Origin of the sequence: Alicyclobacillus sacchari (assembly GCF_004366795.1) — a bacterium.
GTDB lineage: Bacteria > Bacillota > Bacilli > Alicyclobacillales > Alicyclobacillaceae > Alicyclobacillus > Alicyclobacillus sacchari.
The window spans coordinates 298,414-315,909 of the sequence record NZ_SORF01000002.1; the positions used below are offsets into that span (position 1 = coordinate 298,414).

Consider the following 17,496-nt stretch of genomic DNA (forward strand, 5'->3'; position numbering starts at 1 on the left):
ACGCAAAACCTCGTCCCTGACGCAACTATGTATACGGATGAAAGACACGAAGTAGAACGCGGACGCCGGAAAAACAAAGAGCCGCGGCGAGGAGCGCACTCCTCACCGCAGCTCATTGGCTCTACATACTTCAGGATTGAATATGCTTCGCATACGCATCTGCCGACAGCAGAGCGTCCAGTTCTGCTTTGTCGCTCATCTCGACGACAATCATCCATGCCTCATCATACGGTGATTCATTGACTTTTTCCGGCGCATCCGCAAGCGCCTGGTTGACCTCGATAACCCGACCGCTCACAGGCGCATACAAGTCGGAAACCGTCTTTACCGACTCGACGGTTCCAAATGTTTCGCCGGCTGTAACCGTCGTCCCAACTTCCGGCAACTCGACGTACACAATATCGCCAAGCTCATCCTGCGCGAAATGTGTAATTCCGATATAGGCACGATTGCCCTCCACGCGGACCCATTCATGCTCGCGGGAGTATTGTAACTGCTCGGGCACATTGCTCATCAAGGTACCTCCTGTTCACCCGCTGGTGTGATCGCGATTGTAGTGTAACAAAAGTGCTAGGCCAAGGCCACCGCGTATGAACTTCTATACTATGGGCGCACCCATAACGCTGTGAGTGGCTGCCCGCCGATATCCTCCATCTCGTGATTCTTGCCGCGCCGCATGAGGAGCCCGACGCCGTCCGCTGGCGACAATTCCCCAAGCAAAACTTTTTCGATCGCCCGTGTGATTGGCATCTCGATCCCGTGCGTTCGCGCAAGTTCTGATGCCGCAAAAGTTGCGCCGACCCCTTCAACCGCCATGCCGATCCGCTGTAGTGTGGCATCCAACGACAACCCTTGTGCCAGCAAACACCCAGCTCGATGGTTGCGGCTATGTTCACTTGTGCACGTGACAATCAGATCGCCCACTCCGGCCAATCCTGAGAACGTCAGCGGGGATGCGCCCAACGCGACCCCCAGCCGCGTCATCTCCGCCAGTCCCCGCGTCATCAATGCAGCTTTCGTGTTGTCGCCAAGCGCAAGCCCATCGACCAAGCCCACGCCGAGCGCGATGATATTTTTGAGCGCGCCGCCCAATTCCACTCCGATCACGTCCGCTTGTGTATACACGCGAAACCGATCATTCATAAAAGCATCTTGGACGAACTCAGCGATTACACGACTTTCGCTGGCGACAACCACCGTCGTCGGAAGTTGGCGAACCACTTCCTCCGCATGGGACGGACCTGAAATCACAGCAAGCCGATCCGCCACTGTCGGCACGCGCTCTCGTATGTATGATGTAATTCGTACATTTTGCGGTCGAACAAAGCCTTTCACAGCGTGCACCACAACTGCTTCGTCAGCCACTCCTCGTAGCGTTTCAACGCCGTCCGCCAATGCCGCCGACGGAAGTGCCACAACGACGAGCTTCGCTTTACATAGAGCCTCTTCGACCCGCGTCACTGCTTGGATGCCAGCAGGCAGAGTCACGCCCGGAAGGTAGCGTTCGTTGACATGACGTGAATTGATCTCATCAGCCAGTTGCCGATTTCGTGCCCATACCACCGTCTCCAAACCATTGTTTGCAAGCACCGCCGCGAGTGCGCTTCCCCAACTACCCGCTCCCAAAACCGCCACTTTCGTCATAGACTCTCGCTCGACTTATCAAAAATTCTGCGTTCCTGACCGCGAATCAATCGAGATATGTTGGAACGGTGCCGATAGATCGACAACAATGCCAAAATGATACTCGCGACAAGAACGGCCGGTTGCATAAACCAAATCGCCATGATCACGGGAACAAGCACCGTAAGAATCAGCGATCCAAGCGAAACATAGCGCGTTAATGCGATTGCAATCAGGCAAATCACGCCAGCGATCACGGTCGGAATAGGCGCCAGCCACAGCAAGACGCCGATGGTGGTCGCAATCCCTTTGCCGCCACGAAAGCCGAAGAAAACCGGCCAATTGTGTCCGATAACCACTGCGATGGCGGCCACAGCAGCGGCAACGACGGAACCTTTGGTCAACGCGAAGGCTATCCAAAGGGCGACCATGCCCTTCAACGCGTCAGCCAGCAACACGATCACGCCCCATTTGGTACCGATGGTACGCATCGTGTTGGTGGCGCCGGCGTTGCCGCTGCCCTCCTCGCGGATATCACGCCCGGACACCAGTTTGACCACCAAGGTACTCGTTGAAATGGACCCAATGATATAGGCGATGATCGCACTTAAACAACCCATCCAGAACGACATGTCGATTCTCTCCCAGAGTTGTATTGGCCGCTGTCAGTCATCCGCGTCCTGCCCGCGTGTACGCATACGGATGCGAATTGGTGTGCCCTGAAAGCCAAACGCTTCCCGAAGTTGATTCTCCAAATAGCGCTCGTACGAGAAGTGCGACAGTTCCTGGTCATTGACAAAGATGATAAACGTAGGCGGACGCACTGAAGCCTGCGTCGCATAATACAGCTTTAACTTGCGTCCCTTGCTCGAGGGAGGCGATACCGAGATTTGGGCGTCGGCAAGTACCCGGTTGAGGGCAGACGTCTGCACCCGCATCGCATGCTGTTCCGCGATGTCGCGAGCGAGATCAAGAGCCCGGGTCACCCGTTGTCCCGTCAATGCCGACACGAACAATATGGGAGCCCAACGCATAAACGGAAAGTGGCTGCGAATCTCCTCTTCGAATCGGTGCGCCGTTTTGTCGTCTTTCTCGATAGCGTCCCACTTGTTGACCAGGAACGCAATCGCGCAACCGGCGTCGAGAGCGTATCCCGCGACGCGCTTGTCTTGCTCGGCAATCCCTCGTTCAGCATCGAGAACGATAAACGCGACATCGGTCCGTTCGATAGCTCGAAGCGCCCTGAGCACACTATACTTTTCGATGTTTTCGTACACTTTTCCTCTTCGACGAACGCCTGCCGTGTCGACCAACACATACTTCTGGCCGTCGTGCACGAGCGGCGTATCGATGGCATCGCGCGTTGTACCGGCAATGTCACTGACCATCACACGCTGTTCGCCAAGCAATCGATTGACGAGACTCGATTTGCCGACATTCGGGCGGCCGATGAACGCGACACGGATGGCTTCTTCGTCAACAGGATCATCCTCCGCTTTCGGCAAAGCATCCACCACGGCATCCAACAAATCCCCCGTGCCGGTGCCATGTTCGGCGGACAGAGGAATAGGTTCGCCAAAGCCGAGTTGGTAGAACTCATAGCTCGAAGCGTGATGACTGACGTGATCAAGCTTGTTGACGCCGAGGACGACTGGCTTCTTCGATCGACGCAAAAATTCCGCGACGTATTCATCCTGTACCGACAAACCAGTACGACCGTCGACGAGAAAGATGATCGCATCCGCTTCATCAATCGCAAGCTGTGCCTGAATACGAATCAGGTTGCCCATTTCATCTTCTTCGTCCATTTCGATACCGCCAGTGTCTATCAGGTGAAACGAAACGCCGTTCCACTCCGCCTTCGCATAAATACGATCGCGCGTGACCCCTGGCACATCCTCGACAATCGAGAGTCGCTCCCCAATCAGGCGATTAAACAGCGTCGATTTTCCGACATTTGCTCGTCCGACAATTGCAACGACAGGTAGTGGCATGGATACAATCCTTTCAGCAGGCAAAAGTTCTCAGTCAAGCCCCACGGCACTGCGCAAAGTGGCCTCGTAACGACGACGTGGCGGCAAGGCCTGTGTATAACCGAGCGCTCCGTACAATAGTCCCATCCCGGTGGCCGGAACCACAGTGATTTTGACGTTGAGCACCCGCTCGATGTCTTGCACGCGGTAGTCGTCGAGGCAGATATCCTCGTCGTCCTTCAGCATAATGTCAGGTAGCAAGAGCGTATCGAGATGGGCAACCTTACCTGCCAATTGCTGTGTGATATCTGTGCCGGTCAATAGACCTGCGACCGAGACGTTGTTTCCGTAAAAGTGATTGACCACAGGAAACACTTCGTAATACAAGCTTCGAATGTCATCGAGGTTTTGCAGAGACGAACGGATCGTGCGCTCTGCCGAGACACTCGTAATAATCCCCACTTTTCGCCGTTGCCCGTGGATGGTCTTGTTCGGCAAACGCACCTTGGCCTCCGCGACTTCATCCAAAAACGTCCGGATGACCCCAACCCCATTCTCAATCTGCGAAAAGTCATCATAGTATTCACTTGGCGGAACCTCGAGGTTGGCCATCACGTAAAATTCATCGGCCGCTTGGACAAACGACGTACCTAGCCGCGGCCGTAAAAACTCGTGCCAACGAGCAACCTGTTCGACGACCTTGGCTGCTTCCTCCGATGTGCATCCACGCAACTTATGCAGTCCCCGACGATGCTTCGTAAGCCCGACCGGAACCACGGAGAGCGTTCGCACTGCCGGGTAGAACGGATAGAGATCGCGAATCGTCCGGTCCAACTCTTCCCCATCATTCCACTCGGGACACAAGACGATCTGTGTGTTCATTTCGATGCCATGCTCGGCCAGATAACGAATCTGGTTCATGATCTCGCCCGACTTCTTGTTGGCCAACATGCGTACGCGCAGTTGGGGATTCGTCGTGTGAACCGAAATGTTCAAGGGCGACATCTTCAGCCGGACGATCCGCTCCAACTCGCCCTCTTTCAAATTCGTAAGCGTGACAAAATTCCCATGCAAAAACGACAGACGATAGTCGTCATCCCGCACGTTCAGCGTCTTGCGCATCTGGCCCGGGATTTGGTCGACAAAACAGAATACACATTTATTGTGGCAGAGATGAACCCGGTCGACCGTAGGGTGTTCCCACTCGACGCCAAGTCCCTCATCGTAATCCTTCTCGACTTCAAGTTCCCAAAGTTCACCGTTTTTGCGGCGCACTTCGATCTCGATGAGTTCATCCGCGAGCGCGAATTGAAGATCTACAATATCCGTAATCTGCGTATCATTGATCCGCAGAATTTCGTCTCCAGGTTCGAGCTCGAGTTCCTCTGCCAACGATCCAGGTTTGACTTCTTTAATAATTGGCATGATTCCCCTCCTAAGCTCGTTCACATACGATAGTTCATTATGCAATATGGTCATGAAGGCGTCAATTCATCCGCCACTGTTGAATTTTTGTGCCCGATTCGCAAAGACTTGCCGCCGGATGACGATACATCCCTGAAGACCTGCTTCGACAGCCCAGAACGTGAAGATCAGATTAGGTCCTTCACCGAATGCCAGACAAAGCAGATTCATGGCCACAAAAGCAACCGACCAAGTCCATATTGCCTCGTCCATATCTGCCAGAAATCCCACGAAAAGAGCTGTGCAAATGGCAGCAAAGCAGCTGTCAGATAAACCGAACGGCCTTGCAAACGGCACAAACCGCTGCCATTCCCATGCCAAGCTCCCAGCAATGACGCCAAGAACGACACCATACCAAGAAACGTGTTGCTGTTCTTTCATTTCCTGGATACCACGAATGATGACGAGGGCCAACACGACTACGTACACGCTCAATTCAGGAATGCAGCCGCGAAGTATCGTGACTTGTGCCAATGTTGCAAACGCGACGATTCGATATAACAGGCGCATCATACCTGGCGCTATGGGTGGCCAAAGGCCTAAGGCCGCAACGAGAGGAGCGAGATCGTACAAGGACACCTGCATTGACCAGGGGGCTCCTTTCAGGGTTCTCGCCTCTCAGTATGCTTCGTTTCTCCAAATGCCTATTCGCAAAAAAAACCGCCCCAGCATGTGAGGCGGTCGAACGTGCTATTTCATCTCATCATTTGAACAAGTCACCAAACAAATCGCCGAGTGTCGCACCCGTACCTGAGTCGTCTTGGCGCTCCACTGGACGGCGCTCACGACGGCGATTGGACCCTGTGTTCTCGCTCCGGCTTGGTCCCGGCTCGCGCATGGAGAGCGAGATGCGGCGCCGCTCTGGATCCACACTGAGAACGCGAACCGTAACTTCCTGACCGGGCTGCAGAACGTCGGAAGCATGTGCGACGTGTTCGTTCGAGATTTGCGAGACGTGAACAAGACCTTCAAGGCCTGGTTGCAACTCCACAAACGCACCAAAGTCGACGACGCGCTTCACTACGCCTTGCACGACATCGCCCGGTTGATAATCGTTCGCATGTTCTTCCCAAGGCTCAGGCAATGCAGCCTTGATGGACAGCGAAATGCGACCTGCTTCGGGATCCACTCGTAGTACGCGAACTTTCACGCGGTCGCCCTCATGAACAACTTCGGAAGGATGATTCACGTGTGAAAAGGATAGTTCGGAAATATGGACGAGTCCATCGGCTCCTCCGATATCGACGAAAGCACCAAAGTCGGTCAAACGTTGGACCGTACCCTCGATGACGTCACCAGGCTTCAACTCTTGCATCAAGGACTTCGCCTTGGCTTCGCCCTCTTCCTCAAGCAATGCACGACGAGACAAAATCAACTTGTTCTTCTCAGGATCAACTTCGACAACCTTGGCACGAAGTGTCTTCCCCTTGAACTCGTCGAGATTTTCGACGAATCGACGATCCACCAACGAAGCCGGAATAAACGCACGGACACCGACGTCTGCCACCAGGCCGCCTTTGACCACGTCGCGAATTTCCACTTCAATCGGCTCACCACTTGCAAGCAACTCCTGCATCCGCTGCCATGCCGTTGCCTGCTCAGCCCGGCGCTTTGACAAGGTCACGTGGCCGGACTCCATATCGACCTTAACAACCACAGCCGTGATTTGGCTGCCTACTGAGGTCACCTCAGACGGATTGGTACCAGGTACGGCAGACAACTCTTGAGGGGTAATATGCCCTTCAAAACCGTGCGACAGAGCGACAGTTACCCCATTTTCATCGACGGCGGTTACCTCTCCGGTTACGACATCTCCCTCGCGAACCGCAGCGTCGGTTAACATTTCACGCAAATCCTCTGACATCTGATTGGCCTCCTGTTCCATGGTCAGTTGTATAGTGGCAACGCGCGACAGGAGTCGGCGTTCATTCCGTTCTGCCATGGCGGCGGACCTATCGGCCCGTCCATTTGATCATACCCTTAGAATACCAAAATGAACAAACCGCAAACCGTCAATTTCGCGACCACATACACGACGAACCAACAACATTACTTTAACATAGACATGCGCCACTTGGAAAACCATCCATCGAAACTCGCACTCAACGCCTTCCCGTGTGCTTAGCTGCAAGCAACCGCTCGAGTTCCGACGACAGGTGGGATACCAAGACATTCGAGGGAAGCTCGGATGCCACAAACGGTTCTCCGAAGCGAATGGTCACCCTTCCAAACAACCGGTATGGCCCAACAATCCCCGTCGGAACGACCGTAGCGTTGGACTTTTTCGCGATGCTTGCGATCCCTGGCATCAACGGCCCAAGCTCGCCTGTTTTCGAGCGATGCCCCTCCGGAAACATCACCAGGCAGCCGCCTTCTTGCACAATAGAAATGGCGGTGCGAATTCCCTGCTTATCAATGCGTCCGCGTTGAATGGGAAAGCCGCCGAGAGCCGAAAACAAAGCCCTTAGCACGGAAATCTGAAATAATTCAGCCTTGCCCATGAACCGTATGTATCGTGGAATCGTGACGCCTAACAACGGCGGATCCAAGTTGCTCAAATGATTGCTGGCGATAATCACACCGCCGGATGGAGGCACATGTTCCAGTCCCTCTACGCGTATCCTGTAGCAGAGTCGAAAGAATGTGGTCACAACGGTGCGTGCCAGCCTATACAAGAACGTCCGCGGCAGATCTGTCGCGTTATCGGACATGTGCATTCTCCACCAATTGCACAATCTCGTTCACGACGTGCTCTATTGGCTTATCGGTCGAGTCGATGCGCACGGCGTCTTCTGCTTCCCGCAACGGCGCAAGTGCGCGTTCAGAGTCCTTTTTATCCCGCTCGATCACGCTCTTGACAATATCCTCAAACGATACCTCATAGCCCATTTGGCAATACTCCTGTTGCCTGCGGCGTGCTCTTTCTTCCGGTGCAGCCGTCAGGAATACCTTAACCGTCGCGTTTGGCAGGACAACTGTACCAATGTCACGCCCATCCATGACCACCGAATGGTGTGCCGCGAAATCGCGCTGCCAATCCGTCAATCGGCTGCGAACGGCTGGATGAGCCGCCACAGTTGAAACCAACGCGTTCACTTCCGGATCGCGCAACCTCGCAGTCACTTCGAGGCCGTCGACAAACACGCGCAAACCGTTGTCTGCCCCCTGTTCAAAGGTGATTTTGTGCGCATCGAGAAGTTCGCGAACGGCTCGCTCGACCCGGCCATCCACGCCGTCTTTGACGCAAAGATACGCGACAGCGCGATACATGGCACCCGTATCGACGTACATTAGATTCAGTCGCTTGGCAACGAGTCTGGCAACGGTACTCTTGCCTGCCCCGGCCGGTCCGTCGATCGCGATGCTGACGGGAACCATAGAGCCGCCCTCCCTTCTTTGGATCGCAGTTTGTCCCACGTTCGCCTAGCACACCGCGGCGCAAATGGGCAATGATGCCCGGCGCAGGACACCTGGTTGGCTTGATGGTATCATACGATCCGATTTGCATTCAACGGAGCATATCATCATCACATAAACGAGACCTGATCCAAATCCGCCGTCGCCGTTCCTGCTCCAAGTTCGGCAGTTTCACCCGTCGCTGGCAACAGGAGGTTAGGCGCCTGGGCCGTTACATAAATAAAGACCTGTGGTCCGTTCGGCATCTCATCGCGAAACGTGATGCGATCCCCTTCATGCACCAATATCGCCATTTGATTCGTGGTGAACGTGCCTAAAGACACCCCATTGCGAAACACAACGACGTGCGATGCGACCGCGGCGGAACTCGCCGTCAACAAGATGGACCCTGAAGCGGATCGCACAGAAGCTGGTTCTGTGACAGTCGCAGAGACAAAGCGCCCTTCCATCCGATCCATCGCCTGGCGAACGGAAGGTGCCATACCCACGACCTGAACAAGTACAAGTACAGACAGCACACCCATTGTTACCGGTATTAACAAGTCATCAAACCACTGCATAAATGGTCGTTTACTCGCCATGGACATCCCTCCATGGCTAACGTATGCACATTCACACGACGTATGCACGGGTGGGCTCAGCGACGCAATGCCCGCTGGCGCATGAATGTGTAGCGTATCACTTGATCGCGCTCACGTTCGGAAATATCGACAAATCGCATTGACAAAGTCGTGATGCCGTTTGCTTCCGTTTGCACACGAACCACCTGACAAGACGTCTTCAGGTTATAGTCGATATATGGGAGGATCAAGGAAATCCGAACCACATCGTTCATCCTGATGTCTATCGCAGACTTCGTCATGACCGCAATGCCGCCGCCGCTGATGTCGATGGATTGCAAAATAAACTCCTTACTCATCCGTTCACACATAACTGTCACGGGCACGTCAAGTGAGATGCGAAAGAACTCGCGCCTTTGGATTCGTTCGAGATCCGTTGCGTGAGCTGGATGCTCCACCCGGATGGCTGGTGTTGGAATATATGATAACCCTTGGATATGTGCGGTGTACCGATATACCTCGGTCTCCGATACCGTATACTCAACAACCACCGATTCGTCGACATGGATTTCAAACTCTTTTCCTGTGACTGGATCGACCGGTACATCGACATACAGGCATTGTTCATCGACATCGGCGACACGTGATTTATAGTATTTTGAATCCTGGTTGTTGACTCGGATACGGACGCTGCCGCCTATACTTGGTGAGATCGCCATTGCAAATCCCCCTCTATTATCTCTGCCTTATTATACACAGCAGAGGTAACTTTGAGGGGATAATTCTGTTTTTGCAAAACAGGTTAACTTAGTCGATCCACCCGTAACTCATGCCCTGTCTGGAGATCTATGATCACGCGATACGGCTCGTCTCCCAAGACACCTTCATATGCCATGGCCTGGACCCAGTCACCACTTGGGTTCTCCACAATTACTTTCCGCTCCGATTGAATGTGGAACTTGGGACCAACCTTGGCACGTAATGCATTTGCGGGTATGACTTTTGTCGCTTTCGGCAAGCTTGTAGGCGGTAACTTGCCTTGTTCGTAAAAACCCACAACTTGTCCATTGTCGAGTGCGACGACAACATTGAACGATGAGTCGAGCACAGGTAAACCACCGACCAACGGTTGGTAAGCAAAGCGAGCAATACCATCGGAATTCCCAGCGTCCGCGCGAATGACCTGATGATATCCTTGGCGCGCAAGCCATGCCTGTGCATCCGTTGCAGCCTGTGCAAAGTCGTATTTTTTGGTCCCTATCGGCCGCGAAAGATGATAACTTATTAAACGGCCCGTTGCAGCCGATACTTCGGCACGCACAGAACCACGTGTCGTATCGCCAACCACAAGGTAGTACGGTGCATTCTCACCAGCCGTGTGCAGTTGCGCCTTCCATTTTGTCGTGTTCGTCACACCCGCCACGCTCGCGACGCGTTTGACAGCTTCCGTTGATTGTAACGCGATTGGCGCAGCAGGTTTGGACTTTGTGCCTGTCTTGGGTTGCTGCCCTGTGCCATCTGCAGCCATCGTACCAAGCGATTGTTCCAAACGAGCTAATCCATCGCGAGCCGCTGGAGCTAGTTGCCGGCCATCCATCCAGTACGATGTTGTCGATCGCGGTGCGTTGACAATTCGCTCAAGTCCGTTGATAACATTACCTGCACGGGTGTAGTAGGATGCCAGCGATTGTTGAACAGACGCCGCACTCGGACTCTGATTCGCAATGATCCAATGCTCAGCCTGGCTGTTCACCGTATGCAGAAATTCATTTATGTTGTGGTCCGCAGAAACGTTGCTGGGCAACCGACTTAAATCGTTTTCCCCGGCATATGCGAATTTCTCGACATCGCTTAAGTGCCGATCAAAGGATTCTGGATCGGCAACCAACATGGCACTTGCCAAAGCGCCGCGAAGAGATTCCATGTCTGCTAACGCATTGTGCAGCGCTCCATCATATTGGGCATTGACCATGGCCGCCATGGCCTGGCCGTTTAGTTGCTGCTGGCGCCCCCAGGCATAGGCGGAACCACCCACAACGACGACTGCAAGCGCTGTCGTCATCCACCAAATCGATCTTCTCACACGTATTCCCCCAATCATTCAATCCGTAAATATGTGGTGTCCAATTGTCATGATTTCAGGACGAGCCCACATCCAAGCATTACTTGTTTTTGCTGGGTTGAAATAAAACAACGCCCCATGCGTTGGATCCCACCCCGCGACGGCGTCGGCCACAGCTCGTCTGGCTTCCGCGTTTGGCTGAAGGTTGATTTGACCATCATTCACACAGTCAAACGCTCCAGGCGCATAAACAATGGCAGGAATTGTTTTAGGGAACTTCGGATCGTGTAATCGATTTAAAATCACGGCTGCAATGGCCACTTGTCCTTCAAATGGTTCACCCCGCGCTTCCCCATATACGACATGGGCCATAAGGTTCAAGTCGCTCGCACTTAACCCTGACGAACCATGAGAGAACCCATCTCCGGCCACAACAGTCGCGGGAGATAACCCGTTTGTTCCCCCATTTGTCCCCTCTTGATTCGCTACCGTATTCGTTCCACCATTTGAATCCATGTGATAATTCCAATTTGGCGTCGCTTTGACGAGTGCCTGCTTGGTTGCCATATCTACATCCCCGGTGACAGGCAACCCAAAGTTGTACTGGAAGGTGCGAACGGCCCAGTACGTCTTCCAGCCGAATATTCCGTCGTTTTTACCCCAATAGTACCCCAGCAGATGCAGTCGTCCTTGTAACTCGTTTACGTCGTAGCCCTCACTTCCATAAATTAAGTTACGAGCAGTAAACGCCTTAACCTGCGAAGGCAGGGATGTCATGGTCAAGGCACACGTCAGGATTGTGAAGACAATCCATTTACCCAGTTGGAGAGAGCGAAATCCGCTTCGCACCAGACGTTCCCCTTTCTTATCGAGAATCCAAATGCACGTCTAGTGTCCCATTGCCTGAAAAAAATATGCCCGGGCTGGCAGCCCGGGCACAAACTGAGGACAACTTGTACTTACGCCAATGGCTCGATATCAAAGTCGCGATCGTTATCACAAAGACAACGTTTGAACCCTGTCTCAATGTGACCTTTTCCGTCGCGAACCCCACGTAAAATAAATGTTTCACCACACACGCGGCAACGAATGTGTACTTTTATCCGATGAATGGCCGGTGCCACAGGCTCCGGAATCGCCATAAATGTTTCAGATCGCATCGTAGTTCCTCCTCGACAAACAACAGTCTATCTGGTCGCGATTAGGAAATCCAACCACGCCAGCGACTGGCCTCTGCAAGTCGTTGCACTCCGACAATGTAAGCAGCCAGCCGCATGTTGACCTGATATTTCACCGCAGTTTGATATACACGATGAAAACTGGTTCGCACACGCGAATCGAGCCTCGAATGGACTTCTGATTCCTCCCAGTAGTAACCTTGACTGTTCTGGACCCACTCGAAGTACGAAACGATAACATCACCCGAAAATGAAACAACATCCGGGACAACGAGGATTTCGCGCTCGGTCAGGATGTTGAGCGCATCATTCGTTGTCGGTGCATTCGTCGCCTCGACAATCATGGAAGCTCGAATTTGATTCGCATTCTCCTCGGTAATTTGACTGCCGGTAGCTGCCGGAATTAACACGTCACAAGGCATTTCCAAGAGTTCTCTGTTCGATAGTACATTGCGATATAACCGCGTGACCGTACCAAAGGAATCCCTGCGCTCCAAGAGTTCGTCGATATCAAGCCCATCTTCGCGATACAGAGCCCCATACGCATCGGCAACTCCTACTACCTTCGCACCACGGTCGTGCAAATATTTGGCTATATAACTCCCAATGCCGCCAAACCCCTGGACAATCACACGCGCATCTTCCAGCCGGACATCTCGATGCTTAGCCGCTTCCTCGATGGTGATGGCGACACCTCGTGCCGCAGCCCCGTCGCGACCGCGCGTGCCTCCCAATATCACTGGCTTACCCGTAATGAACCCCGGGCTGTCAGACTCCCGCAGGTGAGAGTATTCATCGAACATCCACGCTATGTTTTGGGAATTACTGAACACATCAGGTGCCGGTATGTCCTTGGCCGGACCGACGATTTGGCTTATAGCTCGTACATATGCGCGACTCACGCGCTCGATCTCGGCGAACGACATGTCACGGGGATCGCAGACAATACCACCCTTACCGCCGCCGAAAGGTAAGTCCGCAATGCCACAACGAATGGACATCCATATCGCTGAAGCTTCAATTTCCGCCTGAGAGAGATCTGGGTGCAGTCGAATACCGCCCTTGGTAGGTCCAACGGAATCGTTGTGTTGGGCTCGATATCCAGTAAAGACTTTTACTGTCCCATCGTCCATCTTAACCGGGAACCGCACCGTCAAAACACGCAGCGGTAATTTGAGTAGATCATACACCTCGCGGCCATACCCCAGAACCTGGAGAGCCTGTTCGACGATACTTTGCGTATCGTCAAGTATATATGTACCGTTGGTGCGCTTGTCCTCAAACGAAGCGGATTCTGACTGTGTCACAAACACTAACCACCTTTGCGGAAAATCGATACGTAAGGACAGCCCTAGTATACACCCGTGCCCACGATCATAAAAGAACTGGGTCTAACACAAAAACAGAGTAACTAGACAAAGGTCTAGTTACTCTTACACGTCATTTAGAGTGAAAAACGTTGAACAATTGCTTCAACGGCATGTTCCCGAATCACAGTCTTACCGTATTCTTTCAACATGGCTTCCGTTGAGTTGCTTACGCTTCCATACTCGGAAAGAATGGAAGCTATAAGCTGCCAGCGTTCCGAATCCAATGCGTCGGCAATCAAAAGCTCATAGCGATTCTTATAGTAAAACAACGATGCATTGATCTGGTATGGTATTAAAGCATGGCATACGGAAACGAGATCGTCAAAATCGCTGAACGAAAAGACCATATATGAATCCGCGCGGGTCTGAAACCCTGAATCGCGGCTAAATAAAGTCGTACTTTCATCGTCCTCGATATCACTTTCATCCGAAGTTGCCCCGGGTATACTCGGGATACGAGTGACAATGACCACCACGCCCTCGGTTGGCATCGTGAACGCCTCAACGGAAATGGGGCCGGCAATTTCAAAGCCGACTTCCATGTATGCCGTCTCCATCATATCCCAAAACAGATCTTGGACCTTCTTGCCATTGTGCCAGATCTCGTCGCGATCAATACCGCGCTCCTCAAGGTCATCATAACTGATGAAGATACGTACCTTATCCCGGGCAATCCGTTCCACTCTCATTCGGCGTTCCCTCCTTTGTCGCCATGGTGGTTTCGGGGTAACGACGTGTACTCTATATTATAACGCATTTGCGAGCCGTGTCATGGCTTCTGCATAGATTTCAATCGATCTGAGAAAGTCATCGATCTCCCAATACTCATCAGCCCGATGTGCCAGACTGGGTTTACCCGGAAAGCGTGCACCGAAAGCCACCGCATTCGGAATTGCTCGAGCGTATGTCACTCCCCCTGTCGTCAGTGGAGGAATGTCCTCTTGAAAGAACTGCTTGTATACATCCATTAATGTATGCACGACCACAGCATTTGGATCGATCCGTAGCGGATCCATGTGTTCAACCAGTGCTATGCGCCACCGGTCAGGCAGATAATTGGTCATCGTCTTCAACAATTCATCCACCGTTTGATTGGCAGGATAACGAATGTTGAGATGGAATCGATACGTGCCATCTCGTAGCTCACCAGTTCCGACGTTCATGGTCAGAGGGCCCGTTTCCCCATCGTCGTGATCGATACCCAACGTTCTTCCGAAGCAATCCCACGATCCAATGCTTCTCCACATCGAACAGTTGGAAACCGTCGCCGTCCCCAACACCTGCGCCAATTGAACGATTGCATTGATACCGGCTTCGGGCCTAGAGGCGTGAGCAGCCCTTCCCTCGACGGTCAAGTCCACATAACAGCCGCGTACTTCCGAATGCAATGAGACCTGTAAATCCTTCGCAGCTTTCCGGAACTTTACAACGAGTTCACGCGCCGCAGTCTCCGAGTGGCAATCGACTGTTGCACGCGCGACTTCAGGGACTATGTTGAACCGTGTTCCTCCTGAAAACATTTGGACTTGGGCCGCTAGCGATTCCGCTTCGGCTGGAACTTCGATGCGTAAAGTTGCCATCCCTTTTTCGGCGTATATTAAAGGAAACTGAGCATCTGGCGCGAACCCGCCAATTGGTTTTGGCTCATAACGAAAATAGTGGTCAAGGCATTGCCAATCCGATTCCTCATCCAAGCCAAAAATGAGGCGTATCTTGCGTTTCGGCACAATCCCCGCTTCCTGCATCGCAAATAATGCCCATAACACACTCATTGCAGGCCCTTTATCATCGATGGCGCCACGCCCGTAAATACGTCCCTGTTCAATGACACCGCCGAAAGGAGGGTATGTCCAACCTTCTCCGGCAGGAACCACGTCAAGGTGCGCTAAAACAGCTATGTATTGATCTCCGGTACCATATTCAACATGTCCCGCGTACCCGTTGATGTTCTTTGTACTCAAGTGCCGACTTTCAGCCAGTTGCAGTACATAGGATAATGCCTGAGCAGGCCCCGCCCCAAAAGGGCCACCGGGGACCGGATGGGACTTGACACTTTCAATCGCCAACAGCCGCTGAAACGATGCGATGATCTCCGGTTCGTGCTGTGTCACAAAGTTGCCGATCACAAGATCATTCCCTCAATCGAATTCATACCAGATCCCGCAACGGCCCCGCTTTAGGTCGAAGCGCGTTCAACGATGTTGTGCAACAAGGTCACCGTATAATTATCAACAGGCTCATCCTGTAACAGTTTGGTGAGCAGACGCATCGAGACGGCACCAAAATCGTACATGGGCTGTGCGATCACTGTCATTTCCGGACGTACCATGACAGCCAACCTCGTGTTATCGAAAGCGATGACCTTCACGTCTTCGGGTACACGGCGACCCATATCCTGCACAGCGTGAATTGTCGCAAGCCCCAACTCATCCGAAGCGGCAACGACACCGTCCAAGTCATGTGCTTCAAAATACGAGCGAATCACTGGCAACGCAACCTCGTACCGGCCTTTTCCGGTACGTATCACGTGCAATTCCTGATCGCGCATGCGATTCTCTGCGCCTTGCAAACGGCGATCAGCTACTACCGAAACACCTTCATCGGTCGTGATGAATCCGATTTTCTTGCAACCCTTCTCAAGCAAAAAATGAACGGCATCTCGTCCCGACCTGTAGTTGTCAATGTTGACAGATGGAATGCGACGCTCCGGGTCTTCTGTCGCACATAGAACAACTGGGATTTGAGCCTCTTCAAAAGCATCAATTTCGCGGGAACTTAACACATTTGTCATATAGATAATGCCGTCGACTTGCTTTTCCCACATCGTCCCGATCAAACTGACTTCGCGATCCACCTGAGCATCGGAATTCACGAGGATGATGTGATAATCGTACATATTTGCAATATCCTCGATTCCGCGAACCATTTCCGCGACGAAAGCCGCCGAAACATCAGGTACAATCACGCCGATCGTCCGCGTCCGTTTGCTGGCCAATCCACGAGCAACAGCATTTGGGCGATAACCCAATCGGGCTATGGCGTCCAAAACGCGCTTCTTCGTGTCCTCCTTGACCACAGCAGTACCGTTAATCACCCGCGACACTGTCGCCATAGACACTTTCGCTTCTCTTGCCACATCATATATTGTTACGGGCACTCTGCCACCTCCGTTAAGCTCCACGTCGCTTGCAACAGAACGCGTGGACGTGTATCCCTATTATAATCAAAAACGTGCCAGCAAAGCCTCATTCTTCACCAAATGATCACTTTCTTCACAAGGCTTCATCCTGTTAGGCAAGACCTCGACAACACAAAAAAGAGCCCGGATAACCCAAGCCCTTTAGCTGAGGTACAATTTGGTGCGGGTGAAGGGACTCGAACCCCCACGGTTTCCCGCCAGAACCTAAATCTGGTGCGTCTGCCAATTCCGCCACACCCGCAAAATATCTCTTGCCTGGCAACGACCTACCTTCCCAGTCCCTCTCGAGACAAGTATTCTCGGCGCTGGAGGTCTTCACGTCCGTGTTCGGGATGGGTACGGGTGTTTCCCCTCCGCTATGGTCACCAGACCTATATTTTGTTTCGCTTCGCTTCGCTTGTTCCTCGCTCACACGGCTTCGGCCTTCGGCCTGCAGATGTGTTCGCTCGGTCCAAACTCCGCTTCAATCGGTTTGTGATGCTACTTTGGTGCCTGCTTCGTTTGTCCTGTTGCTCACGCAACTTCAGCTTTCGCCTTCATACGCGCTCGCTCGAACCAAACTCCGCTTCCATTCCTTATGTACCTTGTGACTGCTATGAAATGACCTTGCTTGCGGGTGAAGCCCTCGACCGATTCGTATCTGTCCGCTC

The 17,496-nt window shown here is 52.8% G+C and carries 18 protein-coding genes, 1 tRNA gene and 1 rRNA gene; all 20 read right to left on the reverse strand.

Annotated features, from left to right (window positions below; translation table 11 throughout):
• Positions 1-130 precede the first annotated feature (130 nt).
• The 20 genes from gcvH to rrf all read right to left on the reverse strand — a co-directional run bounded on the left by gcvH (position 131) and on the right by rrf (position 17,216).
• Positions 131-514 carry a glycine cleavage system protein GcvH gene (gene gcvH, locus C7445_RS03620; RefSeq protein ID WP_134158666.1) on the reverse strand — a complete coding sequence of 128 codons (384 nt, stop codon included), beginning with the start codon at positions 512-514 and terminating at the stop codon, positions 131-133.
• An 89-nt stretch (positions 515-603) separates the two neighbouring features.
• Complete coding sequence (locus tag C7445_RS03625) at positions 604-1,644, reverse strand: NAD(P)H-dependent glycerol-3-phosphate dehydrogenase (protein ID WP_134158667.1); 1,041 nt, start codon at positions 1,642-1,644, stop codon at positions 604-606.
• Positions 1,641-2,255 (reverse strand): glycerol-3-phosphate 1-O-acyltransferase PlsY, encoded by a 615-nt coding sequence (plsY, locus tag C7445_RS03630; RefSeq protein WP_134158668.1) that lies wholly within the window; start codon positions 2,253-2,255, stop codon positions 1,641-1,643. The genes C7445_RS03625 and plsY overlap by 4 nt, the downstream gene beginning before the upstream one ends.
• 33 nt (positions 2,256-2,288) lie before the next feature.
• Entirely contained in the window at positions 2,289-3,617 is a 1,329-nt protein-coding gene (gene der / locus C7445_RS03635) for a ribosome biogenesis GTPase Der (protein WP_134158669.1), read from the reverse strand.
• Between the two features lie 30 nt (positions 3,618-3,647).
• Positions 3,648-5,021, reverse strand: a complete 1,374-nt coding sequence (locus C7445_RS03640; protein WP_166668971.1) for a DUF512 domain-containing protein — start codon at positions 5,019-5,021, stop codon at positions 3,648-3,650.
• Positions 5,022-5,087: 66 nt separating this feature from the next.
• Positions 5,088-5,645 (reverse strand): hypothetical protein, encoded by a 558-nt coding sequence (locus C7445_RS03645; RefSeq protein WP_134158670.1) that lies wholly within the window; start codon positions 5,643-5,645, stop codon positions 5,088-5,090.
• Between the two features lie 118 nt (positions 5,646-5,763).
• Complete coding sequence (rpsA, locus tag C7445_RS03650; RefSeq protein ID WP_134158671.1) at positions 5,764-6,924, reverse strand: 30S ribosomal protein S1; 1,161 nt, start codon at positions 6,922-6,924, stop codon at positions 5,764-5,766.
• 238 nt (positions 6,925-7,162) lie between these two features.
• A complete protein-coding gene (locus C7445_RS03655; RefSeq protein WP_166668972.1) occupies positions 7,163-7,771 on the reverse strand; it encodes a lysophospholipid acyltransferase family protein in 609 nt (202 codons plus the stop codon).
• Positions 7,761-8,438, reverse strand: a complete 678-nt coding sequence (gene cmk, locus C7445_RS03660; RefSeq protein ID WP_134158672.1) for a (d)CMP kinase — start codon at positions 8,436-8,438, stop codon at positions 7,761-7,763. Before cmk ends, C7445_RS03655 begins: the two co-directional genes overlap by 11 nt.
• A 149-nt stretch (positions 8,439-8,587) precedes the next feature.
• A complete protein-coding gene (locus tag C7445_RS03665) occupies positions 8,588-9,058 on the reverse strand; it encodes a hypothetical protein (protein ID WP_134158673.1) in 471 nt (156 codons plus the stop codon).
• Between the two features lie 56 nt (positions 9,059-9,114).
• Positions 9,115-9,756: a flagellar brake protein gene (locus C7445_RS03670; RefSeq protein WP_134158674.1), complete on the reverse strand. Its 642-nt coding sequence runs from the start codon at positions 9,754-9,756 to the stop codon at positions 9,115-9,117.
• Positions 9,757-9,839: 83 nt separating this feature from the next.
• A complete protein-coding gene (locus C7445_RS03675; protein ID WP_166668973.1) occupies positions 9,840-11,120 on the reverse strand; it encodes a PepSY1/2 domain-containing protein in 1,281 nt (426 codons plus the stop codon).
• 18 nt (positions 11,121-11,138) lie between these two features.
• A complete protein-coding gene (gene sleB, locus C7445_RS03680; protein ID WP_134158676.1) occupies positions 11,139-11,948 on the reverse strand; it encodes a spore cortex-lytic enzyme in 810 nt (269 codons plus the stop codon).
• 110 nt (positions 11,949-12,058) lie between these two features.
• Positions 12,059-12,259 carry a hypothetical protein gene (locus C7445_RS03685; RefSeq protein ID WP_134158677.1) on the reverse strand — a complete coding sequence of 67 codons (201 nt, stop codon included), beginning with the start codon at positions 12,257-12,259 and terminating at the stop codon, positions 12,059-12,061.
• Between the two features lie 41 nt (positions 12,260-12,300).
• On the reverse strand, positions 12,301-13,590 hold the full coding sequence (locus C7445_RS03690) for a Glu/Leu/Phe/Val family dehydrogenase (protein ID WP_134158678.1): 1,290 nt from the start codon (positions 13,588-13,590) through the stop codon (positions 12,301-12,303).
• Positions 13,591-13,721: 131 nt separating this feature from the next.
• Positions 13,722-14,336, reverse strand: a complete 615-nt coding sequence (locus C7445_RS03695) for an adaptor protein MecA (protein WP_134158679.1) — start codon at positions 14,334-14,336, stop codon at positions 13,722-13,724.
• Between the two features lie 57 nt (positions 14,337-14,393).
• Positions 14,394-15,773 carry a dipeptidase PepV gene (gene pepV / locus C7445_RS03700; RefSeq protein WP_134158680.1) on the reverse strand — a complete coding sequence of 460 codons (1,380 nt, stop codon included), beginning with the start codon at positions 15,771-15,773 and terminating at the stop codon, positions 14,394-14,396.
• 50 nt (positions 15,774-15,823) lie between these two features.
• On the reverse strand, positions 15,824-16,804 hold the full coding sequence (locus C7445_RS03705; protein ID WP_134158681.1) for a substrate-binding domain-containing protein: 981 nt from the start codon (positions 16,802-16,804) through the stop codon (positions 15,824-15,826).
• A 200-nt stretch (positions 16,805-17,004) separates the two neighbouring features.
• Positions 17,005-17,087: transfer RNA gene (locus C7445_RS03710), tRNA-Leu, on the reverse strand.
• Positions 17,088-17,099: 12 nt separating this feature from the next.
• Positions 17,100-17,216, reverse strand: a 5S ribosomal RNA gene (gene rrf / locus C7445_RS03715).
• Between the last annotated feature and the right edge of the window lie 280 nt (positions 17,217-17,496).